The organism is Pseudomyxococcus flavus (genome assembly GCF_050038885.1).
GTDB classification, from domain to species: domain Bacteria; phylum Myxococcota; class Myxococcia; order Myxococcales; family Myxococcaceae; genus Myxococcus; species Myxococcus flavus.
On the sequence record NZ_CP143624.1, the window covers coordinates 5,167,491 to 5,187,743 of the forward strand.

Annotated in this window: 20 protein-coding genes and 6 tRNA genes; 4 read left to right on the forward strand and 22 right to left on the reverse strand. The window is 69.6% G+C overall.

Translation table 11 applies throughout. From position 1 onward, the window contains the following. Positions 1-10 precede the first annotated feature (10 nt). The 14 genes from VZL07_RS21605 to VZL07_RS21670 all read right to left on the reverse strand — a co-directional run bounded on the left by VZL07_RS21605 (position 11) and on the right by VZL07_RS21670 (position 9,033). Entirely contained in the window at positions 11-2,833 is a 2,823-nt protein-coding gene (locus VZL07_RS21605; RefSeq protein ID WP_426749499.1) for an AAA family ATPase, read from the reverse strand. 117 nt (positions 2,834-2,950) lie between these two features. Further along, positions 2,951-3,562, reverse strand: a complete 612-nt coding sequence (locus VZL07_RS21610; RefSeq protein WP_426749500.1) for a cytochrome C — start codon at positions 3,560-3,562, stop codon at positions 2,951-2,953. A 386-nt stretch (positions 3,563-3,948) separates the two neighbouring features. Beyond that, positions 3,949-4,491: an HNH endonuclease gene (locus tag VZL07_RS21615; protein ID WP_426749501.1), complete on the reverse strand. Its 543-nt coding sequence runs from the start codon at positions 4,489-4,491 to the stop codon at positions 3,949-3,951. 22 nt (positions 4,492-4,513) lie between these two features. Then, positions 4,514-4,587: transfer RNA gene (locus VZL07_RS21620), tRNA-Leu, on the reverse strand. A gap of 9 nt (positions 4,588-4,596) precedes the next feature. Further along, positions 4,597-4,667, reverse strand: a tRNA-Ala gene (locus VZL07_RS21625). Between the two features lie 113 nt (positions 4,668-4,780). Further along, positions 4,781-4,853, reverse strand: a tRNA-Phe gene (locus VZL07_RS21630). A gap of 30 nt (positions 4,854-4,883) precedes the next feature. Continuing rightward, a tRNA-Gln gene (locus VZL07_RS21635) sits at positions 4,884-4,953 on the reverse strand. A 7-nt stretch (positions 4,954-4,960) separates the two neighbouring features. Then, a tRNA-Pro gene (locus tag VZL07_RS21640) sits at positions 4,961-5,035 on the reverse strand. Positions 5,036-5,055: 20 nt separating this feature from the next. Beyond that, positions 5,056-5,141 (reverse strand) — tRNA-Tyr (locus VZL07_RS21645). Positions 5,142-5,236: 95 nt separating this feature from the next. Next, positions 5,237-5,368, reverse strand: coding sequence for a hypothetical protein (locus tag VZL07_RS21650; protein WP_426749502.1), 132 nt, complete (start codon positions 5,366-5,368; stop codon positions 5,237-5,239). A gap of 83 nt (positions 5,369-5,451) precedes the next feature. Then, a complete protein-coding gene (locus tag VZL07_RS21655) occupies positions 5,452-6,021 on the reverse strand; it encodes a HesA/MoeB/ThiF family protein (protein WP_426749503.1) in 570 nt (189 codons plus the stop codon). 9 nt (positions 6,022-6,030) lie between these two features. Beyond that, positions 6,031-6,279 (reverse strand): hypothetical protein, encoded by a 249-nt coding sequence (locus VZL07_RS21660; protein ID WP_426749504.1) that lies wholly within the window; start codon positions 6,277-6,279, stop codon positions 6,031-6,033. A 156-nt stretch (positions 6,280-6,435) separates the two neighbouring features. After that, on the reverse strand, positions 6,436-7,743 hold the full coding sequence (locus tag VZL07_RS21665) for a S8 family peptidase (RefSeq protein WP_426749505.1): 1,308 nt from the start codon (positions 7,741-7,743) through the stop codon (positions 6,436-6,438). Positions 7,744-7,887: 144 nt separating this feature from the next. Next, entirely contained in the window at positions 7,888-9,033 is a 1,146-nt protein-coding gene (locus tag VZL07_RS21670) for a hypothetical protein (protein ID WP_426749506.1), read from the reverse strand. Positions 9,034-9,280: 247 nt separating this feature from the next. Between VZL07_RS21670 and nfi the strand changes: the two genes are divergently transcribed. Together nfi and VZL07_RS21680 are read left to right on the forward strand one after the other, a co-directional pair. Continuing rightward, positions 9,281-9,982: a deoxyribonuclease V gene (gene nfi / locus VZL07_RS21675; RefSeq protein ID WP_426749507.1), complete on the forward strand. Its 702-nt coding sequence runs from the start codon at positions 9,281-9,283 to the stop codon at positions 9,980-9,982. Positions 9,983-10,207: 225 nt separating this feature from the next. Beyond that, entirely contained in the window at positions 10,208-10,714 is a 507-nt protein-coding gene (locus VZL07_RS21680; RefSeq protein ID WP_426749508.1) for a DUF2267 domain-containing protein, read from the forward strand. A 5-nt stretch (positions 10,715-10,719) separates the two neighbouring features. On the opposite strand, the gene VZL07_RS21685 is transcribed toward VZL07_RS21680, so the two are convergent. The 4 genes from VZL07_RS21685 to VZL07_RS21700 all read right to left on the reverse strand — a co-directional run bounded on the left by VZL07_RS21685 (position 10,720) and on the right by VZL07_RS21700 (position 14,880). Next, positions 10,720-11,091 carry a hypothetical protein gene (locus VZL07_RS21685; protein ID WP_426749509.1) on the reverse strand — a complete coding sequence of 124 codons (372 nt, stop codon included), beginning with the start codon at positions 11,089-11,091 and terminating at the stop codon, positions 10,720-10,722. Positions 11,092-11,101: 10 nt separating this feature from the next. Then, the gene (locus VZL07_RS21690) at positions 11,102-12,082 is read right to left on the reverse strand and encodes a hypothetical protein (protein ID WP_426749510.1); all 981 of its coding nucleotides are present in this window, start codon (positions 12,080-12,082) and stop codon (positions 11,102-11,104) included. Positions 12,083-12,112: 30 nt separating this feature from the next. Continuing rightward, entirely contained in the window at positions 12,113-13,882 is a 1,770-nt protein-coding gene (locus VZL07_RS21695) for a vWA domain-containing protein (protein ID WP_426749511.1), read from the reverse strand. A gap of 290 nt (positions 13,883-14,172) precedes the next feature. Then, positions 14,173-14,880 (reverse strand): metallophosphoesterase, encoded by a 708-nt coding sequence (locus VZL07_RS21700; protein WP_426749512.1) that lies wholly within the window; start codon positions 14,878-14,880, stop codon positions 14,173-14,175. A gap of 430 nt (positions 14,881-15,310) precedes the next feature. Here VZL07_RS21700 and VZL07_RS21705 point away from each other — a divergent pair, with 430 nt between their 5' ends. Both VZL07_RS21705 and VZL07_RS21710 read left to right on the forward strand, forming a co-directional pair. Continuing rightward, the gene (locus tag VZL07_RS21705) at positions 15,311-15,979 is read left to right on the forward strand and encodes an RNA polymerase sigma factor (RefSeq protein ID WP_426749513.1); all 669 of its coding nucleotides are present in this window, start codon (positions 15,311-15,313) and stop codon (positions 15,977-15,979) included. A gap of 47 nt (positions 15,980-16,026) precedes the next feature. Beyond that, the gene (locus tag VZL07_RS21710) at positions 16,027-17,217 is read left to right on the forward strand and encodes a hypothetical protein (protein ID WP_426749514.1); all 1,191 of its coding nucleotides are present in this window, start codon (positions 16,027-16,029) and stop codon (positions 17,215-17,217) included. 51 nt (positions 17,218-17,268) lie between these two features. Here the strand turns inward: VZL07_RS21710 and VZL07_RS21715 are convergent, their stop codons facing one another. From VZL07_RS21715 to VZL07_RS21730, 4 genes are all read right to left on the reverse strand, one after another. Further along, positions 17,269-18,441: an AraC family transcriptional regulator gene (locus VZL07_RS21715; RefSeq protein WP_426749515.1), complete on the reverse strand. Its 1,173-nt coding sequence runs from the start codon at positions 18,439-18,441 to the stop codon at positions 17,269-17,271. Between the two features lie 11 nt (positions 18,442-18,452). Further along, positions 18,453-19,004, reverse strand: a complete 552-nt coding sequence (locus VZL07_RS21720) for an anti-sigma factor family protein (protein ID WP_426749516.1) — start codon at positions 19,002-19,004, stop codon at positions 18,453-18,455. Next, on the reverse strand, positions 18,997-19,632 hold the full coding sequence (locus tag VZL07_RS21725) for an RNA polymerase sigma factor (protein ID WP_426757346.1): 636 nt from the start codon (positions 19,630-19,632) through the stop codon (positions 18,997-18,999). Before VZL07_RS21725 ends, VZL07_RS21720 begins: the two co-directional genes overlap by 8 nt. Before the next feature lie 135 nt (positions 19,633-19,767). Further along, on the reverse strand, positions 19,768-20,253 hold the full coding sequence (locus VZL07_RS21730) for a PaaI family thioesterase (protein WP_426749517.1): 486 nt from the start codon (positions 20,251-20,253) through the stop codon (positions 19,768-19,770).

The window sequence follows — 20,253 nt, forward strand, 5'->3', positions numbered from 1 at the left end:
AGCCGCGCCCTCAGTTGCCAGCCGTCGATGACTCCGATGGTGGCCGTGAAATCCACGCGGCGATGAAGACGTCCAGTTCGCCGCGCAGCACGTCCTTCACGCGCGGGGTGCCCGCGCCGGTGCGCGGGTCCTCCACCCGGGGGCTGCGTCCCAGGTAGTAGCGCCGTGCCTCGTCCGTGCTGCTCTCCTGGCCGGAGACGACGCGCGCGGCGATGTCCTTGAGCTCCTCGACCTCGGCCGCGCCGGCCAGGGTGAGCACGCGTCCGGAGGACTCGTCCTTCACCGTCACCTCGGTGCGCACGCGCTGCAGATAGGCGCCCTCATGGCTCTTCATCGGGCGGCCCTGGACCTCGAGCAGCTCCAGCTCCTCCTGGGACATCGAGCCGCCGCGGTGCACGCGTACGTAGGCGCGCTGGCGCTTCTCGTCTTCCAGGCGCCGGTGCAGGCCCGCCTCGCCCGCGAGGAAGCCATATGCACCGGGACCGGCGATGCGCACGACGACGCGCGCGGGCTCCTCGGCCTCGGCGACCGCGACGGCCTCGTAGCCTCGCCGCTGTGCCCAGCCCAGGTACATGGTGGCCAGCTCCTGCACCCAGGTGTCCTGGGCCTCGGCCGAGTCACTGGCGCAGATGTCCACCAGCGCCTCGGTGTCCTGGGTGGTGGCGCCCGAGGCGTGGAGGGCCTCGGCCATCTGCACCTCGCGCGCCACGTCCTCCACCTGCCGCGCGGCGGAGGCGAGCTGCACCTCGTTCTTCGCCTCGCGCACCAGCCGGCGTCCGAAGAGGCAGGCGGCTTCCAGTCGCTCCAGTTCGTTGATTTGCGCCTCTACGGTGCGGAAGGCCCGGATGACTTCGGCCGCGCGCGTGGGGTCGTCCCAGAGGTTGGGCGCCTGCGTCTCCGCCAGCAGCGCCGCGCGCCGGTTCTCCAGCTCGGGCCGGCCCGCCGATTCCGCCAGGGCCCGCGCCTTGCCCACCAGCCGGTCCATCTCGAACAGGAGGGACTTCCTGTCGAGCCGCCGCTTCACCGGTGCCGCGCGGGCCGACGGCAGCAGGAGCTGCGCGGTGGGGGACGGCGGCGGCGCCGCGGGCTCGGCCACGGCGGTGACGCGGCCACCCGCCCGGGCCTCGACGCGGACGGGGGTGCCCGGCGGCAGGGGCTTGCGGGCAATCTCCACCGCGAGCGCTGCGGTGAGCGTCTTCTCGATTTCACGCTGCAGGTAGCGCGCGCCGAACTGCGGCGAGTAGCCGCGCTCCACCAGCAGGTCCACCACGGCGGGTGTCACCTCCACGTCCAGGGCGCGCGCGCGGATGCCCTCGCGCTGCAGGACGCGGCCGACCTCGCGCTGGGCAATCTTGCGGATGTCCACCTTGGACAGCGGGCGGAAGTGGCAGATGGCGTCGAAGCGATTGAGGAACTCCGGGCGGAACGCCTCGCTGATGCGCCGGTCCACCTCGGGCACCATCTCCTCCGCGCGCCGTGTGCCCGTGAAGCCCATGCCGGACTCGCGGTACACCTCGGCGCCCACGTTGGACGTGGCGACGATGAGCGTGTTGTTGCACGACACCGTCTCTCCGGCGCCGTTGACGAAGGTGCCTTCGTCGAAGAGCTGGAGGAAGCGGTCGTGCACGCTGCGCGCCGCCTTCTCGAATTCATCGAGCAGCAGCACGGTGAACACCTTGCCGTCCAGCAGCGCGCTCAGCTCGCCCCGGCGCGTCTCCAGGGCCGGGGCCCAGGCCGCGCCAAACGGGACGCTCTCATCCCCGTCGTTGGGGTAGTCCGCCATGTTGAGGCGCACCAGCCTGTCCGCCGAGCCGAAGAGGTACTCCGCCAGCAGCTTGGCCAGCTGCGTCTTGCCCACGCCCGTGGGGCCCGCGAAGAGGAACACGCCCAGGGGCCGTCGCGGGTCGTTCAGGCCCGCTTTGAGCAGCGCCACCGAGCGCAGCACCGCGCCCACCGCGTCCGTCTGGCCCAGGAGGCGCTCGCCGAAGAAGCGCTCCGTCTCGTCCAGGTCCAGGGGCATCGCGTCGTCCACGACGAAGCGAGGCAAGCGTGTGGCCGCGCAGAAGCGGCTGAGCACGTCCTCGGGGCCCACGTGGTCCTTGGCAGCGCTCGCCGCCTCGGCCGCCGTCTCCTTGAGCAGCTCGATGGCCTTGCGAGGCATGCGCTGCGCGAGCAGGAACTTGGACGACAGCCGTAGCGCCAGGTCACATGCCGCCGGGTCGATGGGCAGGCGCAGCTCGCGCTCCATCTCCTCCGCGACGCGGCCCAGCACCCACCGCGCCTTCTCCGCGGGCGGCTCGTGCAGGGGCAGCAGGTGAAGCCGCTCGGCGAGCGCCTCGTCGGAGCGGAGCAACTCCTGCACGCGCTTGGGTTCTGTCTCGAAGATGAAGCGCAGGCCGCCGGTGCGCAGTCCGCGCACGGCGACGGGCGCCAGGGGCCCGCCGAGCGCGGCGGGCAGGTCCCGGATGTAGACGATGGGGCGGGGGTGGCGGGCCAGGTAGGCCAGCAGCTCCTCGAAGCTCTCCGCGGCCTGACGCTGGGTGCTGCGCGCCAGGATGTTGGCGACGGACACCTCCACCAGCCGGGCGTTCGCCAGCTCGGCGTCCACACGGCCTCCGGCGATGCGCCGCGCCACCTCCTGCACCAGGGCGCTTTTGCCCACACCGGGCTCACCCGCCAGCAGCGGATGCTTGCCACCACGCGTCAGCAGGCCAAGCACCTCCGTCACCGCGGCATCCACGCCGTGTGCGGCCGGTAGCTTGTCCTCCCGCGCCAGCGCGGTGAGGTCGCGGTCGATGAGCCGCTCCTGGTCCTCGCTTTTCCTCGTCGCCATGTCTCTTCAGCGGCCCCCTCGCCGGAGCGCACTCTAACCCCGCCGAACCGCCGAGGTGAGCGCACAATCCCGGTCAAATGCATGCCACGAGGGGAGGAGCGGCTACGAGCGCTTCGCTCAGGGGGCTGGCGGTGGGGCCATTCCCGGCTGGGCCGGAGGAATGGCTCGGAGGTATTCGTAGACGGCGCGCAGGTCCTGGTCGCGCATCTTGGCGTAGATGGGCCAGGGCATCACCGGGATGATGCTGCCGTCCTCTTCACGGCCCGTCCGCATCACCGCCAGGAAATGCTCGTAGGTCATCCCGCCCGGGAGGCCCTGTGCGTCCGGAGTGATGTTGGAGGAGACGATTCCAGGACCGAAGGGCCTTCCTCCCGCGAGGAAGTGCTCGGTGTTGATTTTTTCGGGCTGTCCCTGGAACGGGTCGCCACCCGGAGCGTAGCCCGGCTGCGTGTGGCAGTCGTTGCAGCCGCCCTGGGCATTGACGATGTAGCTCCCCAGCCCCACGAGGTTCCGGTCCAGGCCCTCCAGCTTCAAGGGGACGGGGGAGATTCTCAGCCCGATGTCGATGCGCTCCTGTTCCACGGCGCCCACGGGAACCTGGGCCAGCTCTCCCTTGGGAGGCTTCTCCGCGGCCGGGTCATCGGAGCTGCATCCGATGCCCATGCCACCCGAGGCACCGAGGAGGGCCCAGCCCGCCGTCACCCAACGTCCCACCCGCGCATGCTTCATGTGTGCGTCCCTTCGCCTGGCCGGGCTGCCCCGGTCGCGAGAGCGTAGGGAGGGCTGGTGGCGGCGCCATGCTGCGTGCCGGTGTCGCGCCACGTCACGTCACGCACAGTCCCGCGGCCCGACGGGGTGTGCACAGCGGAAGCCGGAGGACTCGAACCTCAGGCCGGAGGACCGGCTCGCACCCGGTAGCAGCGGGGCCTGGCGCCATCGCCAGTTCAGCTTCCAGAAAAACGCCAGCAGCAACATCCCGCCTGCTGGCGCGCGGGGAGCCGTCCGGGGTGGGAGCCGCCTCTGGCGGACTCCCGGACCTCCGAATGCGCCGCCACCCGGGCGGAACACTCAGGAGGCGGGAGCCACCTCGGGTGGCTCCCCTTTCCCCTTGGGCCCTACTCCTCCAACTCCACGTGCCAGTAGGCGACGTCCCTGAGGAACTTCGCCCAGGACATGGGCATGCCCTTCTCGAACATGAACGTCAGCTGCATCGCTTCGGGAAGCTTCCGGGGCTTCACGGGCGCGGTGCGCAACGTCATGCGCGCCTGCTCCGGCGTGCGGTTGCCCTTCTTCTGATTGCAGGGCACACACGCGATGACGATGTTCTCCCAGGTCGTCTTGCCGCCCTGTGCGCGCGGCAGGACATGGTCATACGTGGCCTCCGGGCGCTTCACCTTGAGGCCGCAGTACTGGCAGCGGCAGTTGTCGCGGAGGTAGACGTTCTCCCGGCTGAACTTCACGCCCTTGGGTCGCCGGCGCAGACCGCGGATGAAGCGGATGACGGAGGGCATGCGAATCTCCACCGTCACCGAGCGCACGACACGGTCCTCGTACTCCTCGACGACCTCGACCTTGCCTTGGAAGATGAGCATGACGGCGCGTTGCCAGGGGACACGCGCGACGGGTTCGAACGACTGACTCAGGACCAGCGTCTCCATGACATGGAGCCTCTTGGGGTTGTGCCGGAGGCGGGAGTCGAACCCGCAACGTCCAGGCTCTCGACCTGGTGCCTCTACCGATTGGGCTACCCCGGCGGGGTGAAGTGGAACCGCCGGGATTCGAACCCGGATCCCTCGGGTGCAAGCCGAGTGCTCTCCCATTGAGCTACGGACCCATGTGCGACGCGAACAGGCCGCCAGGGAATCGAACCCTGCGTGCGCGGATTTGGAGTCCATGCTGCTCCCAAAGCGCGGCCTATGACGAACTGCCAACGATGTGCTGCCAGAGTGCCGGCCCCCGGAGTCGAACCGGGGCCTCCTGTGCTTCAAACAGGCGCGCGGACCGCCTACGCCAGACCGGCATGTTTCAGTTGAGCTACCGGGGAATGAGAAACCTCCGGAGGGATTCGAACCCTCGCCACCCGCTTCAGAGGCGGGAGCTCTACCCATGAGCTACGGAGGAGTGATGTCTGGGTGGCAGGATTTGAACCTGCGGCCTCACGGATCCGAACCGTGCGCTCTGGCCAGGCTGAGCTACACCCAGGGAATGAAGTTGGCTGCGATTGGGGACGCTGGGAGTCGAACCCAGCGGGCCCTGACGGGCTCCTGCTCTACAGGCAGACGCGTCTTCCGTAACGCTCTACGTCCCCGGAAGGGAGGGAGCCCGGAAAGACAAAAGGCCGGGTCCCCTGGTGGGAGCCCGGCCTCCGTGAAGCGTGGCGCGTCCGTGTCTGGGACGCGTGCGTCAGCGGGAGTCGGGCGGACTCTTCGAATTCGCGCGGAGACCGCCGGAAAGGGCCGGGGCCGCGTCGATGTTGAACCAGGGGTTGCTCGGATACTGGCCGCTCTTCTGGAACTTCAGCGAGTTCATCGTCATGGCATCACGCTCCTTTCTTGGGGGAAATGACGCGGCGGAAAAACAATCCTGACAGCCCGTCATGGAACCGAGCGGCCGGTGCATCAGGACTGGACCGAGCTCAGGTTCACAATCGAATCACGGCGGGTGCCGTGCTTCACGAAGTCCTGAATGGCGCGGGCCAGGGTGGCGGCGAGCAGGCCCAGCAGGGGAAGGTGGGCGCCCCCTTCGCAGGTGGCCTGCCCCGGTGCATCCTCTGCGTCCGGGATGAAGCGCTCGTCCCAGCGCACCAGGCCGAAGGTGCCATCCGCGCTCACGGCACCGTGAACAATCGGCTTTCCCAGGTGGCGTGCGTGGTCGGTGAGCACCTGGCGGCTGTGCTGGTTGTCCATGCAGTCCACCAGCAGGTCGGCGCCTTCGCAGAGGGCCTCCGCGTTGTCCCGGGTGAGCCGCACGCCGTAGGCCTCTGTCTTCACGCCGTGGAGGTTGAGGAACTGGAGCTTGAGGGCCTCTGCCTTGTTCTTCCCGACGGAGGGCTTCACATAGGCCTGGGAGAGCAGGTTCTTGGACTCGACCCGGTCGAAGTCGACGAAGACGAGGGTGGCCTCCAGGTTGCGGCAGAGCATCGCCGCGGTGGACCCGATGGCGCCCACGCCGCAGAAGAGGATGCGCATGGTGCCTCCTCAGTGGGCGCCGAAGGGGACCTTGGGGCGCAGGTAGATGCGCTCCTCGCCCCGGGCGCCGCGGAAGCGGTCCACGACGAAGTGGGCGAATGCGTCATCCCGGAGCTGGCTCAGGTGCAGGCCTGGAACGCCACCGGAGCGGACCAGCTCCGTGGCGATGCGGCGGATGTCTGCGTCGAGCACGAGCCCGTCCAGCTCCACCGTTACGTCCGCGGACATTCCGTCGTAGGTGATGTTGAGCGTCGCCATGGTTGTATGCGCCTCCTCGCGCGTCCGGCCGGCGCGCGAGGGGGCGCCCGGCGGAGCTTCACGCCGGGACGGAGCAAGGATGGCGGCCTGACGACGCTCGAGCGCGGAGCAAGACCGGGAAGTCGACCGGCACGGGCTCCGAGACGCTGGCGAGTGCTACCGCGGCTCGTTGCTGCTGACGACGGCGGGCTTGGGCAGGAAGTCCTTGAGCTGCACGACGGGCAGGCCCGGAATCGCGGTGATGAACCCCGAATAGGCCATCAGGCTCGGCGAGCACCACCCCGGATTGGACACCGCGTTGGGCGTGGCGTTGGCGAACACCGCGCTGGCCACCGCCTCGGGCGTCGCCGAGGGGTTCACCTCGAGGAACAACGCAGCCAGGCCCGTCACATGCGGGGCGGCCATGGACGTGCCGCTCAGCTCTCGGGTCTCCTTGTCACCGTAGTGCCAGGACGACTTGATCTTGTTCCCGGGCGCGAAGACGTCCACGCAATCACCCCAGTTGGAGAAGGTGGCGCGCTTGTCCCTGCTGTCGGTGGCGCCCACGGTGATGGCCTCCGGCGTGCGGGCCGGGGAGTGCTTGCACGCGTCGTTGTCCTCGTTGCCCGCGGCGACGACGTAGGTGACACCCGCGGCGATGGAGCGGCGGACCGCGTCGTCGAGCGCTGGGTCCACGTCGCTGCCCAGGCTCATGTTGGCGACGGCGGGGGCCACGTGGTTCTTCGTCACCCAGTCGACGCCCGCGATGACGCCGGAGGTGGAGCCCGAGCCGTCGCAACCCAGCACGCGAACGGAGTGGACAATGGCGTTGCGGGCAAGGCCATAGCTGGAGCCCGCCGCCGTACCCGCGACGTGCGTGCCGTGGCCGTTGCAGTCGTTGCCCCGCATGCTGTCGCCAATGGCGTCATAGCCGACGGAGGCACGGCCACCGAACTCCCGGTGCGAGAAGCGGACACCCGTGTCCAGGATGTAGATGTGCACGCCCTGGCCAGTGGCGGTGAAGGTGTAGAGCCGGTCCAGCGGGAGCTTGCGCTGGTCCATCCGGTCGATGCCCCAGGTGGGGCGCTGCTGGCTCTCCGCGATGGTGACCACGCCGTTCTCCTGCACGTAGTCCACCGCGGGGTCATTGGCCATGGCGCGCGCCTGCTCTTCGGTCATCCGGCTTGCGAAACCGCGCAACGCATTCTCATACATCGCGAATGCGGTGCCGCCATATGCCGTGGTGAGGCTCTGCGTGGCTTGCTGGACTTCGACCTGGGCCAGGCTTTGCGCTGGTGACTTCAGGACGACAATGTATTCGCCCGGAATCTTCTTGCGCACCTTGATGAACTTGCCGGTCCGTTTCTGCCCGATGGTGGGCCTGCTGACCGTGCGGTCCTTGCAGGGGACTTGCTGCGACGCGCATGCCCCCATCAGCAACATCATGCTCACGGAGACGAACATCTTCAGTGTGTGTCGATTCATGTTTTACCCAGAGGAATTGATTGTGATGGGTAAAACGGGTGTACTTCAAAATCGGCTTTTCCTTGAATAAGGCCGGAGGGATGAGACAGCGGTCCGTGATTGAACACGCCATCGCGCTACGAGGCGCGATGTCTGGCCATCGCACTACCAGGGACGGATGGTGGCGCCCCACCAGTAAAGACTGGCTTCCAGTGGACGATTCCCGGGCTGCGACAGGATGTCTCCCAGGCCCATTTCCCGAGCGGCGTTCAGGAGGTGGGCGTGCCACGTGCGGTGGGGGGCGGACAACCGCGTGGCGGCAATGGCGAGTGCGCTCGCGCCAACGGAGTATCCGCCGAAGACGAGCGGACCGCCGGCCGAGTCCTCACGGCCTTGAACGCCGCGAGGCCATTCCCGGCAGGCGGCGAGGGGCAGGAGCTCCCCCGCGGGCCGGTCGCAGTAGTCCTTCACCAGGGTGTTGGTGAACGTGCTCGCGGCCGGGTGTGAGGCCATGGCGAGGAAGGCTCCGGTCCAGGCGAGCGTGGTCGCTCGCTGCGTGGGCTCCACGAGGCGGCCCTTGGCATCGACGCGGGTGGGAAAGCCCGTGGGGCGCGCGGCGAGCTCCACCAGCCGGGCGATGAGCCGTTCTCCCGCGGCGGTTGATGCCTCGCTGCCACGCAGTCGCCCATGGAGGAGCAGCGCCGCGGCGGCAGGCGCGCTGTCGCAGGGCCAGATGGAGGTGCCGAAGCTGGGAAGCAGCAGCTGCGCTTCGAGCGCCTCCACGAGCTGTCCGGCCATGGAGTCGAAGAGGGCGGTGGATGCCGCGTCCGCCATGCCCACGCGCTCCAGGGCCGCGAGCATCAACAGCACGTAGCCGCGGTACAGGACGCTTCGTGGCAGGGACCTGCCGTTGACGTGGGTTGTTCCTCCTCGCATGAAGGGCGCCCGCGCACGTCCGAGGGCATCCTCCAGGAGTGCATGGAGCCGTTGTTTCGTGTCTGGCAGCGGGTGACCATCTAGCGCGGCCTGGACGAGAATGAAGGACAGGTGACCGTCGCAGAGGAGCTGGGACTCGCTGAAGCTGCGCTTCGCGTCGCCGAGCAGCTTGGGCTCGCATCCCTTGCCGAGGATTCGTCGCGCCAGTGCATCCAGGGCGTGAGGGGAGACCTCCCAGGCTGCGTCCGAGCGCGAGGAGCGCGGCGGCTGGTCCACGCCGGGCTCCGCGGCCTCCGCGCTGGCGAGATTCGTGCTCAGCGCAACGAGGGCAATAGCCGTGCGACCGATTCGAGGGATGGTGATGCCTTCGGGCATGCGCGGAAGCTGAGCACGCGCGGGCTCAGGAGCGGGCCTCCATGCCTTCCTCCGGTCGCTTCATCACGGTCAGTGGTCCTCCGGGTGGGATGACCGGCTCCGGGAGGCTCCGTGAGCCCGGGATGGGGGGCGCGGGCTGCGAGGTACATCCTCGCGTTCACCAGTCCACGGTGGGACGGCATCCGTGGGATGTGATGGGTTGCCCCTCCGGCCAGGCCCTTCAGATTGGTCGTGGAGGTGCGCTCGCATGGAGCTACAGACGGAGGTGAATCGATGGGACGTGACGCCCTCGGAGGCGGTGGCGCTGCAACGCCAGCTGCGTGAGCAGATCGTGCTCCGTCCGCCTCCCGGCTTGCGCGTCGAGCGCATCGCCGGCGCTGACATCTCCACGGAGAAGGGGAAGGACACCGGCTTTGGGGGCTTCGTCGTGCTGGATGTGGCGACGCTCGCGCCGGTGGCGCAGTCCGGCGCCGCGGTGACGCTGCACTTCCCCTACGTGCCGGGCCTGTTGTCCTTCCGCGAGCTGCCCATCCTCGCCGCTGCTTGGGAGCGGCTCACGGTACGCCCCGACGTGGTCATCTTCGATGGCCAGGGCACGGCGCATCCCCGGCGCATAGGGATTGCGTGTCACGGCGGGCTGTTGTTCGGCATTCCCTCCATTGGCTGTGCCAAGTCCCTGCTGGTCGGGACGCATGGCCCGCTCGGGGAGGCGCGAGGCTCCACCTCGCCCATCATGCACCGAGGCGAGGTGGTGGGCATGGCGGTGCGCACACGCAAGGGCGTGCAGCCCGTGTACGTGTCCCCGGGCCATCTGATGGACCTGCCCACGGCGGTGGAGCTGGTGCTCCGCGTGAGCCCGAAGTTTCGTGAGCCGGAGACCACCCGGCACGCGCACCGGCTGGTCAACGCGCTCCGCCGTGCGGACGGAGAGGCCGCCGAAGTGGAGTAGGGCGCCCACCCCTCCATGGTCCGGTGGGCTCCAGGGCTGGGGCCTCGCGGTGCCCGCCCGCTTCGGGCGCTGCTGCCTTGGGGCGCGCTTCGATGTAGCTATGCGCAGCATGGCCGCGTAGCGGGCAGGGAGGCGGCAGCCTGGCTTCCGTGCCGCTGCGTCGTGCTCCTTCCGGACGCCGTGGGCACCGTGAGGCACACGACTTTCTTCAGGGAAGGACAGCCCATGCCCAATGACCGTGAGCAGGGAAAGGGCGCTCCACAGGGCGGGGAGCGCCAGCTCAGCCGCCGGGATACGCCCATCGAGGTCCGCAGGAGGTTGCGACACGAGTCGCGCACGAGCCAGACGTACACGGCCTTCCTCCAGCACCTGTGTGAGCGGGGCGGTATGTCACCCGCCGTGGCGGAGAAGGCCGCGGTGTCCGTCCTCTGCGCGCTGGAGCAACGCATCCTCAGCGAGGAAGCAAGCGACCTGGAGGACCAGCTGCCCCGCAAGCTGACCCTCCTCTTGCACCGCTGCGAGAAGCACGAGGAGGAGCTGCCGCCCAAGTTCCATCGCGAGCACCTCCTGCGCAGGGTGGGGGAGGACCTGAGCCTCCAGCCGGATGCGGTGGAGCCCGTGGTGAGAGCGGTGATGGACGCGGTCCGTGGCCAGATTTCCGAGGGCGAGGCCGAGGACGTCATGGGGCAGCTCCCCCAGGACATCCGCGACCTCTGGACGCGGACCGTCTGAGCGGCTCATGCAAGGCCACTGGGTGTATGCCGGATGCCGGAGGCGCTGCGCAGGGCCTCTGCCCACCAGGGCTCGTCCGCTATCAGCACGTCCCTGCCATTCCGCCGCGACACCATGCCCTCGGGCGCGACAACGGAGAACCGCAGGGGCTTGCCCAGCGCCGAGGTGAGCGCGGCCATGGTGCTCTCGTCCTCGGCGGAGAAGCCGAGCGGACCGTCCGGATGGCTGTGCGCCACCTCTTCGAGGACGTCGCGCAGACGCCAGATGGCCTCCCAGCGGGCGCGCGAGTCTGGCATCCGAAGCGGGCTGTCGGACTCATCGCACCACAGCACCTCGTCGCCGTGGCCGATGAGCAGACACACTTCTCGGGGAGACATGGACCCCTCCTCAGGCATGCCGGGTCACCACCAGCACGTCGGTCTCGATGGCTTCACGGATGACGGACGGCAGACTGTCCAGTGTCACCTCGCGGTCCGCTCCGGCCAGGCAGATGCCCGCGTCCAGGACCTGGAGCGAGTCGCCGGCGACCATGGAAATGAAGCGCTCACCCATGAAGGCGTACGTCACCTCCAGCCGGTTTCCCTCGAGCCGCCGCAGGTCCAGCGGACGTGCGCCCGCGTTCACCAGCGCCTCCCTGGCGCGGTGTTCGCTGTCTGCCTGCTGCCCCACCCTGCGCAGGTGCTGTGCCGTCAGGTCGACCGCCCGTTGCCGGGCCTCCGCGACCCGGGCCGCTGACACGGCACGTTCGTGGGCAAGGCGAGCCCTTGTCGCTTGAACGTCGCGCTCCTGCCTCAGGTGGCGCAGGCACTCCTCCGCCGACGCGCGGCCTCCTTCCGCCACGGCGAGTATCCGGCCGCGGACCTCGGCGGGGACGAAACGGATGCCCAGCTCCTGGGACGCCTGTCCCAGCAGGGCGTAGCCGAACGCCGCACGGAGGGGAGCGCTCACACCTCGAATGCCGGAGAGGGCATGGCCCTCCTCCAGCGCGCGGCGTGCCGCGTCCTCGGCTTCCGTTTCGAACTCCACGCCCTCGAAGAGCAGTGAGCCGTCATGCCACCGCCGGGCGCTCACCGGCGCGAGCCGTGGCGGCTCCTCCTCTGGCGTCAGCTCCAGGGGCTCGGCCACTGCTCCCTCGTGAACCAGCCGGCCGGCCCAGACGTGGCCGCGCACCCTTGGCAGCGCCTCCAGGCCCTCCGGCCCGGCCGGTTCGCGCGGCGTGGCATCGCGCCCCTTCACGTCGAAGCGCCACCACCCCGGGGATACCGAGGTGGTGACGCGGAGGCGCCGTGAGGCGGAGTCCACGGTACCGCCGCCCAGATACGGCAGCACCATCGACTCCATCCTTCCGAGAAACTTCCGGTAGTCCACGGCGCCTCCTCCTTCCTCACCGCATCGACGTCACGCCACCTTCAGCAGCGGCGTGCGCATCACCCGCTCCACCCAGCCGGACTGGCTGGTTCCAGGCATCGTCGGCGCGTCCAGCAGCGCCTTCAGCACCCGGGGGACCTGGTACGGGTCCTCGAACTGGTCCACGTTCACTTCGCTGAACGGCACCCGCAACTGCGCCGCACAGGTGCGCACCGTCGAGCCCCGTGCATGCGCCACCGACACCAGCATCGCCAGCGCCGACACCGCGTACCCGAGGTCGCGGAACGCCCGGGCGAGCTGGTCACCTGGCTCTCCCGCCTCGTCGCCGACCACGATGACCACCAGCTTCGCCTCCCCCGGGATGCGGACGCCGTCGCGGTGCAGGGCGTGCAGCGCGGCCGCATGCGTCGTTCCACCCGACGCCTTCAACCCCACCAGCATGTGCTGGACGGCGACACGGTTGGCGGCCTTCGGACGGAGGACCGTGCCCATCGTGTCGAACGCCGCGACGTGCAGCTTGTCCATCGGGAAGCCCGCGAGGATGCGCGCCAGCGCCTCCTTCGAGCTCTCGATGGCCCCCTCCATGGAGCCCGACTTGTCGATGAGGAACATCACCCGCACGTCGGTCTCCGCCGTCGCCTCCTCCACCGCCTTCCGTGCCGCGTTGTCGCTGGCCTCCTCCAGCTTGCGCCGCAGGGACTCGTTGCGGACGTTCTTCGCGATGTTCAGCGCACGCTGGTCCGTGGCCGTCTGCACGGCCTTCTCCCAGCGCGCGCGGATGGCCGCGTCCTCCATCAGCCCCAGCTCCTCGAGCGTGGGCGTCATCAGCCGGAGGTCACGGTCCGACAGCGAAGGGAGCAGCGCCGCCATGATGGCCGGCGTGAGGCCCACGTCCTTCGGGAGCCGTCCCACGACCTCCTTGTAGGAGAGGCGCTCCAGGTCGATCCACTCGCAGATCTCCGCCTCCGACAGGCCGTCGAAGCGCTCGCGCTTGACCAGCGTCAGCCCGTTCAGGCCCACCTCGCGGTGACCCTGCGCGCACTGCTTCTGCTTCCAGCCGAGCACCTCGAAGAACCCCTGCGTGCGCGGCTTGTAGCCCGCCTTGCGCGCCAGCTTCTTCAGCGTCTCCTTGTAGCCCGCCTTCACCAGTCCCTGGAGCATGGGCAGGTTGGCCTCGCGCGCCGCCAGCCACTTCGACGCCACGCGCTTCCAGCGGCCCAGCGGCGCCTTCCGGGACGCCGGGTCACCAAAGCCTGCCTCGCGGTTGAGCCGCGCGATGTCCGGGTGCTCCAGCAGCTCCGCCACGCGCAGCACCGCCTTGGGCGTGAGCATGCGCGTCGACTTGCGCTCGTAGTGGAGCACCATCGCCTCGCCAATGGCCCGCCAGTCGTCGTCGTGGAAGGCGATGCCGCCGTGCTCGTCACGCACGGGCTGGCCCGCGTGCTCCTGCACCAGCATGAGCGCGCACGTCGCGACCTTCAGGTCGCGCCAGTCCGTCTGCGTCAGCGCGTAGGACGCGAAGTGCGCCATCAGCTCCGCGTTGAGCTTGTAGATGTCCAGGAGCTGCCCGTAGAGCTTCACCGCGGCGGGCACGAAGAGGCCCGGCCTCACCGGCCGCCCTCGCTCGCGCTGGAACGGCGTGGCGTGCGCCGCCGCGTACCAGGTGCCATTCACGTCCAGGCCGGGCCGGTTGTGCCACAGGTGGGCGGAGCCTCCGAGCACCAGGTCCAGCAGGCGCTCGGCGGGACCGTGCTGCGCCTCGGGCAGCAGCGCGTTCGGATTCTGCGTCTGGGTCGTCATGGTGTCCCCCTTGGGACGTGCCGCGGGTCAGGCGCGGGGCGGACCACTCGCGGCGAGGCGAGCGGAGTGCACCGCGCGTGGACGCACGGAGGCCTTGCGCCTCAGCGAAGGCGGCCCGTGCGAAGTGAGGATGGGGAGGAAAAGGTGCGCCCGAGTGACGAGGCCGGTTCTCTGGATTAAGGTCCCAGTGCTCTACCGCTGAGCCACGGAGCCCCGAAGGGCTCCGGCGGGATTCGAACCCGCGTAGCTGTATGGCGTGTTGGGCCCCGTCGGCCGGGCGCGAAAGTCGATTACGAGAAGACGGACACGTCGCCGTGGACCGGAATCCGGGCCACGCTCTTTCCGCCCCGGTACGTACTCCGGGCCGGCACCGAGACGAGCTCCCAGGTGGGGAGCACCACCGCCGTCAGGGTGCGCCCGTAGACGCACCCGGTGTCGATACCCACCGCGTGCTCGGTGACGAGCGGCGCGTCGAAGACGGTGTGACCGAAGATGATCCGCTCCGGGCCCTTCCAGTGGTGTGTCCAGAAGGTCCAGCCCTCGGGCGCCTTGGACGGCCAGTAGCTCCTGGTCGCCGGGGGCCGGATGCATTGGGCATGGAGCAGGTGGTACGGGTCCTGTTTCTCGATGGGGAGGTCCGGAAGCATGCCGGCGTGCACGACGATGGCGTTGTGCTCTGGCAGCCGCACGTAGTGGGGCAGCCCGGCCATCCACTCGTAGTGCTCGGGCTCGAGCACCCGACGCGTCTCCAGGTGGTCGGGGTGCAACCGCTCGTCCGCCCGGCGGCGCTGCTGGAGGTGCGTCTCCTCGTGGTTGCCGAGGATGGCCTCGTGCCGCATGGCCAGCTCCACGCACTCGCGCCGCTTCGGGCCGCGGTCCACCAGGTCACCCGCGAAGATGATCCGGTCGCTGGAGGTCGCGCCCACCTTGTCGAGCAGCTCCACGGCTTCGTCGTAGCAGCCGTGAAGGTCTCCGATGACGATGGTGCGGCGGGACATGACGCGAATCCTCGAAGGGGAAAGGTTGAGCGCCCGAGTGAAGAAGCCAGTTCGCTGATTTGAAGATCAGTGACGGACCACCCGTCGCCATACGCCCATGGGGCATACGTGGAATCGAACCACGGCTTGTAGGGCCGCTTCGGCCGGGCGCTCGAAAGCGATGGGGGCGAAGACGCGAGCCCCCGCTGTTCCTGACAGGTGTTTTTCCGGATCCGCCTTTCGCGGGGCTGCTCTATAAAATTCGTCAGGAATGCCGCGCGGGCTTCGTCCAACGCCGTGGGTGCCAATAGTCCGGTGATTTCGCTGGGTTGGCGCCCCCTGCTTGTCTCGGAGGCTGCCTGCGGATGCCAACGTGGTACCTTGCCGCGCCACATCCCCGAAACCCAACATCCCGGGGCGACTCCCCCGGCGCAGCCCCCAGGTTCTTCCGGTGTACGAGCAGCTCACGGATGACGAATTGTTCGCGGAGGTGGTCCGCCGCCGCGCCACTGGCGAGCCCGTTGGAGGCCCGCTCGGGGCGTTGGTGCAGCGGTGGGCCCGTCCCTCTCGCTACGTCATCAGCAAGATTCAGGCGAGCTACGGCCGTGGTTCCCCAGCGGACGCGGACGAGCTCTTCCAGGACGCGGTGGGGAAGTTCATCGACCGTGGTCTGGACCAGTTCCGCGGCGTGTCGGAGCAGGTGCCCGGGCGGAGCGCGTCTCCCAAGACGTTCTTCCTGCGCATCGTCAAGCACGTGGCCATCGACTTCTACCGGAAGCACCGCGAGGAGCTCGCGGCGCCTCCGTCGGACCCCGATGACGCCATGGAAGAGCCGCCCTCCGAGGTGGCTCGCGCCGTCGAACTTGGGAAGCGGCGTGAGGAGCGCGCCGAGGCCCAGGAACTGTATTGGGCTGCATTTGCCCGGCTTCAGCAGGAGCACCCGAAGGAAGCCTCGGCCTGGGACCTGTACCACCACGAAGACGTCGAGGATCACGAAGAATGTGCCCGGCGCCTGAACATCACCGTGGTGAACAGCTACAAGCGCGTCAGCCGTGCCCAGGCCTACCTCAAGCTCTACCTGCTGGACCTTCAGCGCGAGTCGCATGGGGAGGAAGCATGAGCCGCCTCCTTCCCCGCTACACCCGGGGTACCGAGGAGGATTGACCCATGATTGTTGGAGATACGCTGTCCCGCTATGCCGCCCGTCGCTCACTGCTGCTGTCGGGCACGGCTTTACCCGGTGAAGTACTCGAGGCTGCCGGCGACCTGCTGCGCCGCCGCTCCCGGCTGGAGACCGAAGGTGTGGAGGGTGCCCTGCGGGGCTTGGGTCGACCCCAGGTAGAAGCCTGGTTGAAGGCGCAGAAGCCACAATCCCTCCAGCCCTTGCTCCTGAGGGCCGCGGAGGAAGCGGTGGAGGTGGCGCTGGATGGGGGCGAAGAGGCGGACATGTGGCGGGCCTCCGCGCTGGAGGGACTTGCCGCTCGCGACAGGGCCGCCTCCGCCGCGCACGCCCTGGCCGTCTGGGAGGGCTTTCACGGTGCCCTCGACGGCGAGGCCGCTCAGCTTCGCGACCGCTTTCTCTCCGCGCTCCAGAGCCTGGACGCGTCACTGCGTCCCCGAGCACGCTGGTTCATCCCCCTCAATCCGCAGCGCCGGCAGGAGCGCGACCTCCTCGAGCCCGCCGAGCAGGACGCCGCCTGGTGGTTTTCCGCGCGCGCCGGCTGCGACGACGTGGTGGCCACCTGGACGGCCGCCTCCCAGACACTGACTTCCCACATCCAGGGGTGCGACGAGTGCCGCGCGGACATGGCGGATGCCGCGCCCGTGGACATGCCTCCACGCCGGCACCTCACCGCGGATGAGCTCTGGCGCCTCGACATGGGGCTGCTGTCCGAGGACGAGCGGGCCCGCCTGGATGCACACACGGCGCGCTGTGGTGAGTGCGCCCAGGCCGTGCTGGCGTTGGACGAGGGCGAGGACGCCATCGACGAGGCGCTCGACATGGAGGAGGAGGGCGGTACGGTGGCCCGCTCCGCGTGGACGTCCCGCGCACCCGTGGCTCACCGCGCTCAGGCCGCGCGCCTTCCGGAGCAGCGCGAGGTACTGGAGGAGCGCCGGGACTTCCGTGTGGTGCTGGTGCGTGAGCGTCAGCGCGTGCGCCTGCTGGTGCAGCCTCTCTCTGGACGGACGGTGACGGCGGCGGTGTTCCTCAGTCCCGGCCGTCCCTCGCTCAAACCGGCCCAGGGGCCGGAGGGCCTTTCCTTCGACTTGACGACCGCGTCCTCCACGGGCGCGCGCTCTGCCCACCTGACAGTGCAGGCGGGGAGCGAAACGCTGGAGCGCGACTTCGCCTTCTGACGGAGGGCGCCGCGTCCAGAACCGGGCCCGTCGTCACGGGCCCGTCCGGGCTTACTGCCCCCGCATGCCGCCAGGGGCGGCCCGCTCGGTGTCGAGCGCCTGGCGGCTGCGTACCGGTGGCTGCGGAATGGGCAGGCTCCGGGCTGGCAGCGTGGGGCTGAAGCCGTTCACCAGGAAGGACATCACGAGCTGCGCGCTGGGCGGCCGCGTCCCAAGCGCCGCGCCACAGACGTCCAACTGGTCCGTCACCCGTGGCCCCTCGGTGCGCTGGTAGCGGTTGCAGGTGGAGTCCACCTGGGCGTCCATGTCCCGCGCCAGCTCGCGCGTGAGGCGGCCCCAGCGCATGGTGAGCTTCTCCGGCGTGAGCTGGATGTTGACGGGCTCGTCGCCCCAGGTGCCCTCGATGAGGGTGCGCCGCCCCCCGGCCTTCAGCTTCAGGTCCAGCGCGCGCTGTCCCAGGGTGCCCGTCACCGCGATGCCGTGCTCGTAGACCTCCTCGCCGAGGATGCTCACCCAGACGCCGTCCTTGCGGCGGGTGTACGGCTTGTCCGCGGCGATGCGGCCGTGGTTGAACCAGACGTCACCGACGCGGCCCAGCGGGAGTTGCTCGTTCTTCGTGACGGGCTCTTCATCCAGCCCCGCGGGGCCGTTGGACGCCACCACCGGCCTCGACGCCAGCAGGTCCGTCACGGGGACGGAGGTGTCCACGACGTCGAAGCGCACGCCGTCCAGCCAGGCCTGGCCAGTGCCACTCATGATGAGGCCGGCCATGATGGTGGTGGCCTCCTTCGGGACGTCCAGCACCACCTCGTAGCGCTTGCATTCCGTCGTGCCGACGAGCGCGCGCGACTGCATGTTGTCGAAGGCCAGGGGCTGCTTGGGGTCGGGGCCCTCCACGCGCATCCAGAGCCCCGCCCAGCCTTCCACGTCCTTGATGCGGAGCGAGGCGGAGAACCGCAGGCGCTTGCCCCGGAAGTCATGCGCGCCGAAGGCCTGCATGAAGGTGCCGTAGCCGTTGGTGTCCGGCGTCAGCGAGCGGAGGAAGGCGCTGCGGGAGCCCTCGCACGTGGCCGTGTTGTCCACGCCGGCCTCGTAGCGCTTGGGGGCACTCTCCGTCACGTACCAGCCGACAGGCAGCTTCTGGTTGCCTCCCGACGGCTGCGCCCCGGCCCCGGTGGAGGCCAGCGCGAGCAGCAGGGCGGCGAGTTTCTTCCGGAAGTCCATGACGGGAATCCTCACAGCGACACGGGGCGGCGCGCGCTGAGCGCACCCTCGGGGAGGCCGGTGCGGGCCTCATAACGCGGTACTTCACCCGTGCCCCAGGGATACTGGACGAGCAGCCCTCGCTCCTCGGCCGCTTGGGTACAGGACGCCTGCGTGGCCAGGTCCGGGCAGGCCACGACGATGGCCTGCGGCTCCGCGACCTCCATCTCCAGGCCCACCGTGGGTGGTGTCACGTCCAGGGTCAGCGGCTCGGACGAGGACGGACGCTGCTCGCCAGAGAGCAGGACAAAGGCCAGCGAGGCGGCGGTGGCCAGGGCCGCGCCGACCGTGCCCGCCGCCATGCGCCGTGCGTCCCAGCGGGCCGGACGGAGGACGCGGGGGGCCTGGGGGAAGGTGCTGGCCACTTCGTGAAGCTGCTCCGACAGCAGGGCTTCTTCCTGGAGCAGCCGGGCGCACGGCTCACATTCCAGCGTGTGCGCTTCCAGGCTCGCGGCCTTCTCCGGTGCCAGCGCCCCCAGGATGTACTGCTCCGCGGCGTCGCGGGTGAGGTGGGGCTTAAGCATGGGTTTCCTCCTCGAGCGCGGTGCGCAGCTTCTTGCGGACCTCGCACAGGATCTGCCGCACGCGCTGGACCGAGAGGCCGACGCGCGAGGCGACTTCGGAATGGGGAAGCTCCTGCCCGTCACAGGCCAGGAGGAAGACGTTTCGTGCGCTGGGCGACACCTGCGCCAGCGCGGCATGGGCGCGCGACAGCTGCTCCTCGGAGAGCAGGCGCCGCTCCGCGGACACCGAGGGGTCCACCGGGTGGTGGCGTTCGGGCAGCTCGTCCACCGCGCCGGCGATGGACTCGCGGCGTGCCCGTCGTGCGTCGTCAGCGGCCAGGAAGGCCGCCTGGGTGAGGGCGAGGTTGGGCAGACGCAGCTCCGTCAGCAGCCCACGCTGCTGTTGCTGAATGAGCCGCGCCCAGGTCTCCTGCGCCAGCTCCTGCGCCCGGTCCACCCGGACGCCACGAGCCAGCAGCGATACCACGACGCGCCGGTGATGGCGTGCCACCAACGCGTCCCAGGCAGCCCTGTCGCCCGCCAGCGCCCGCCGCGAGAGGAGGGCTTCGTCCCCTCCCGGCGCGGGCGCTTCGGCTGGCTCATCGGCTTCCTTTGACAGTCGCAGCGTCGTCATCCGCAGGCCCTGCACGGCTGCACTCATGCCGTCTTCCCGTCGCTCAGAGGCTTCTGGGGCGCACGCCTGCTCCCCAGTGCCCCCAGAACGTGTGTCCGGGCCGGACATATCGAGGGCGGCTGGGAGGATGTGGGGCGGGGTGGGCAAGAGTCAGTTGACGGCGGGGCTGTCTCCGGACGCCCAGCGAAGGTTGGAGAGCTTCACCACGCCCTGGCAGCGGGCACACAGGCGGCCTTCGCTGTCGTAGAGCCGGGCGGTGGCGAAAAGCAGGGACACGGTGTGGCTGTCGATTTCGGACTCCACGCGGAGGCTGTCTCCGGTGACGGCGCGCTCGAAGCTCATGGAGAGCTGCACGGTGGCGCACCTCCGGCCCGGGTCGACCAGGGCCCCGGTGCAGCCGATGGCGTAATCGAAGAGGGCCGCGAGGACGCCGCCGTTGACGGCGCTGGCGGTGCCGGCGCCGCCCCGGTGCTCGGGGCGCAGCTCGGGGATGCTGACGACCACCTTGCGGCCCTCCGGGAAGCTGAGTTTCGCGCCGAAGAGGCGCAGGGTGAGGCTCTGCGAGAACTGCTCGGCGTAGCGGTCCAGGTCGGCCTGGGAAGGCCTCGGGGGGGCGCCGGACGGGGAGTCGGACAT

What these genes read in the sequence shown, in the direction of transcription:
- VZL07_RS21695 (WP_426749511.1), bottom strand. Translation starts at nt 13,882, where the DNA reads ATGACGACCCAGACGCAGAATCCGAACGCGCTGCTGCCCGAGGCGCAG.
- VZL07_RS21720 (WP_426749516.1), bottom strand. Translation starts at nt 19,004, where the DNA reads ATGCTTAAGCCCCACCTCACCCGCGACGCCGCGGAGCAGTACATCCTG.
- VZL07_RS21650 (WP_426749502.1), bottom strand. Translation starts at nt 5,368, where the DNA reads ATGACGATGAACTCGCTGAAGTTCCAGAAGAGCGGCCAGTATCCGAGC.
- VZL07_RS21710 (WP_426749514.1), top strand. Translation starts at nt 16,027, where the DNA reads ATGATTGTTGGAGATACGCTGTCCCGCTATGCCGCCCGTCGCTCACTG.
- VZL07_RS21715 (WP_426749515.1), bottom strand. Translation starts at nt 18,441, where the DNA reads ATGGACTTCCGGAAGAAACTCGCCGCCCTGCTGCTCGCGCTGGCCTCC.
- VZL07_RS21670 (WP_426749506.1), bottom strand. Translation starts at nt 9,033, where the DNA reads ATGCCCGAAGGCATCACCATCCCTCGAATCGGTCGCACGGCTATTGCC.
- VZL07_RS21680 (WP_426749508.1), top strand. Translation starts at nt 10,208, where the DNA reads ATGCCCAATGACCGTGAGCAGGGAAAGGGCGCTCCACAGGGCGGGGAG.
- VZL07_RS21665 (WP_426749505.1), bottom strand. Translation starts at nt 7,743, where the DNA reads ATGAATCGACACACACTGAAGATGTTCGTCTCCGTGAGCATGATGTTG.
- VZL07_RS21610 (WP_426749500.1), bottom strand. Translation starts at nt 3,562, where the DNA reads ATGAAGCATGCGCGGGTGGGACGTTGGGTGACGGCGGGCTGGGCCCTC.
- VZL07_RS21605 (WP_426749499.1), bottom strand. Translation starts at nt 2,833, where the DNA reads ATGGCGACGAGGAAAAGCGAGGACCAGGAGCGGCTCATCGACCGCGAC.
- VZL07_RS21655 (WP_426749503.1), bottom strand. Translation starts at nt 6,021, where the DNA reads ATGCGCATCCTCTTCTGCGGCGTGGGCGCCATCGGGTCCACCGCGGCG.
- nfi (WP_426749507.1), top strand. Translation starts at nt 9,281, where the DNA reads ATGGAGCTACAGACGGAGGTGAATCGATGGGACGTGACGCCCTCGGAG.
- VZL07_RS21660 (WP_426749504.1), bottom strand. Translation starts at nt 6,279, where the DNA reads ATGGCGACGCTCAACATCACCTACGACGGAATGTCCGCGGACGTAACG.
- VZL07_RS21685 (WP_426749509.1), bottom strand. Translation starts at nt 11,091, where the DNA reads ATGTCTCCCCGAGAAGTGTGTCTGCTCATCGGCCACGGCGACGAGGTG.
- VZL07_RS21615 (WP_426749501.1), bottom strand. Translation starts at nt 4,491, where the DNA reads ATGGAGACGCTGGTCCTGAGTCAGTCGTTCGAACCCGTCGCGCGTGTC.
- VZL07_RS21700 (WP_426749512.1), bottom strand. Translation starts at nt 14,880, where the DNA reads ATGTCCCGCCGCACCATCGTCATCGGAGACCTTCACGGCTGCTACGAC.
- VZL07_RS21730 (WP_426749517.1), bottom strand. Translation starts at nt 20,253, where the DNA reads ATGTCCGACTCCCCGTCCGGCGCCCCCCCGAGGCCTTCCCAGGCCGAC.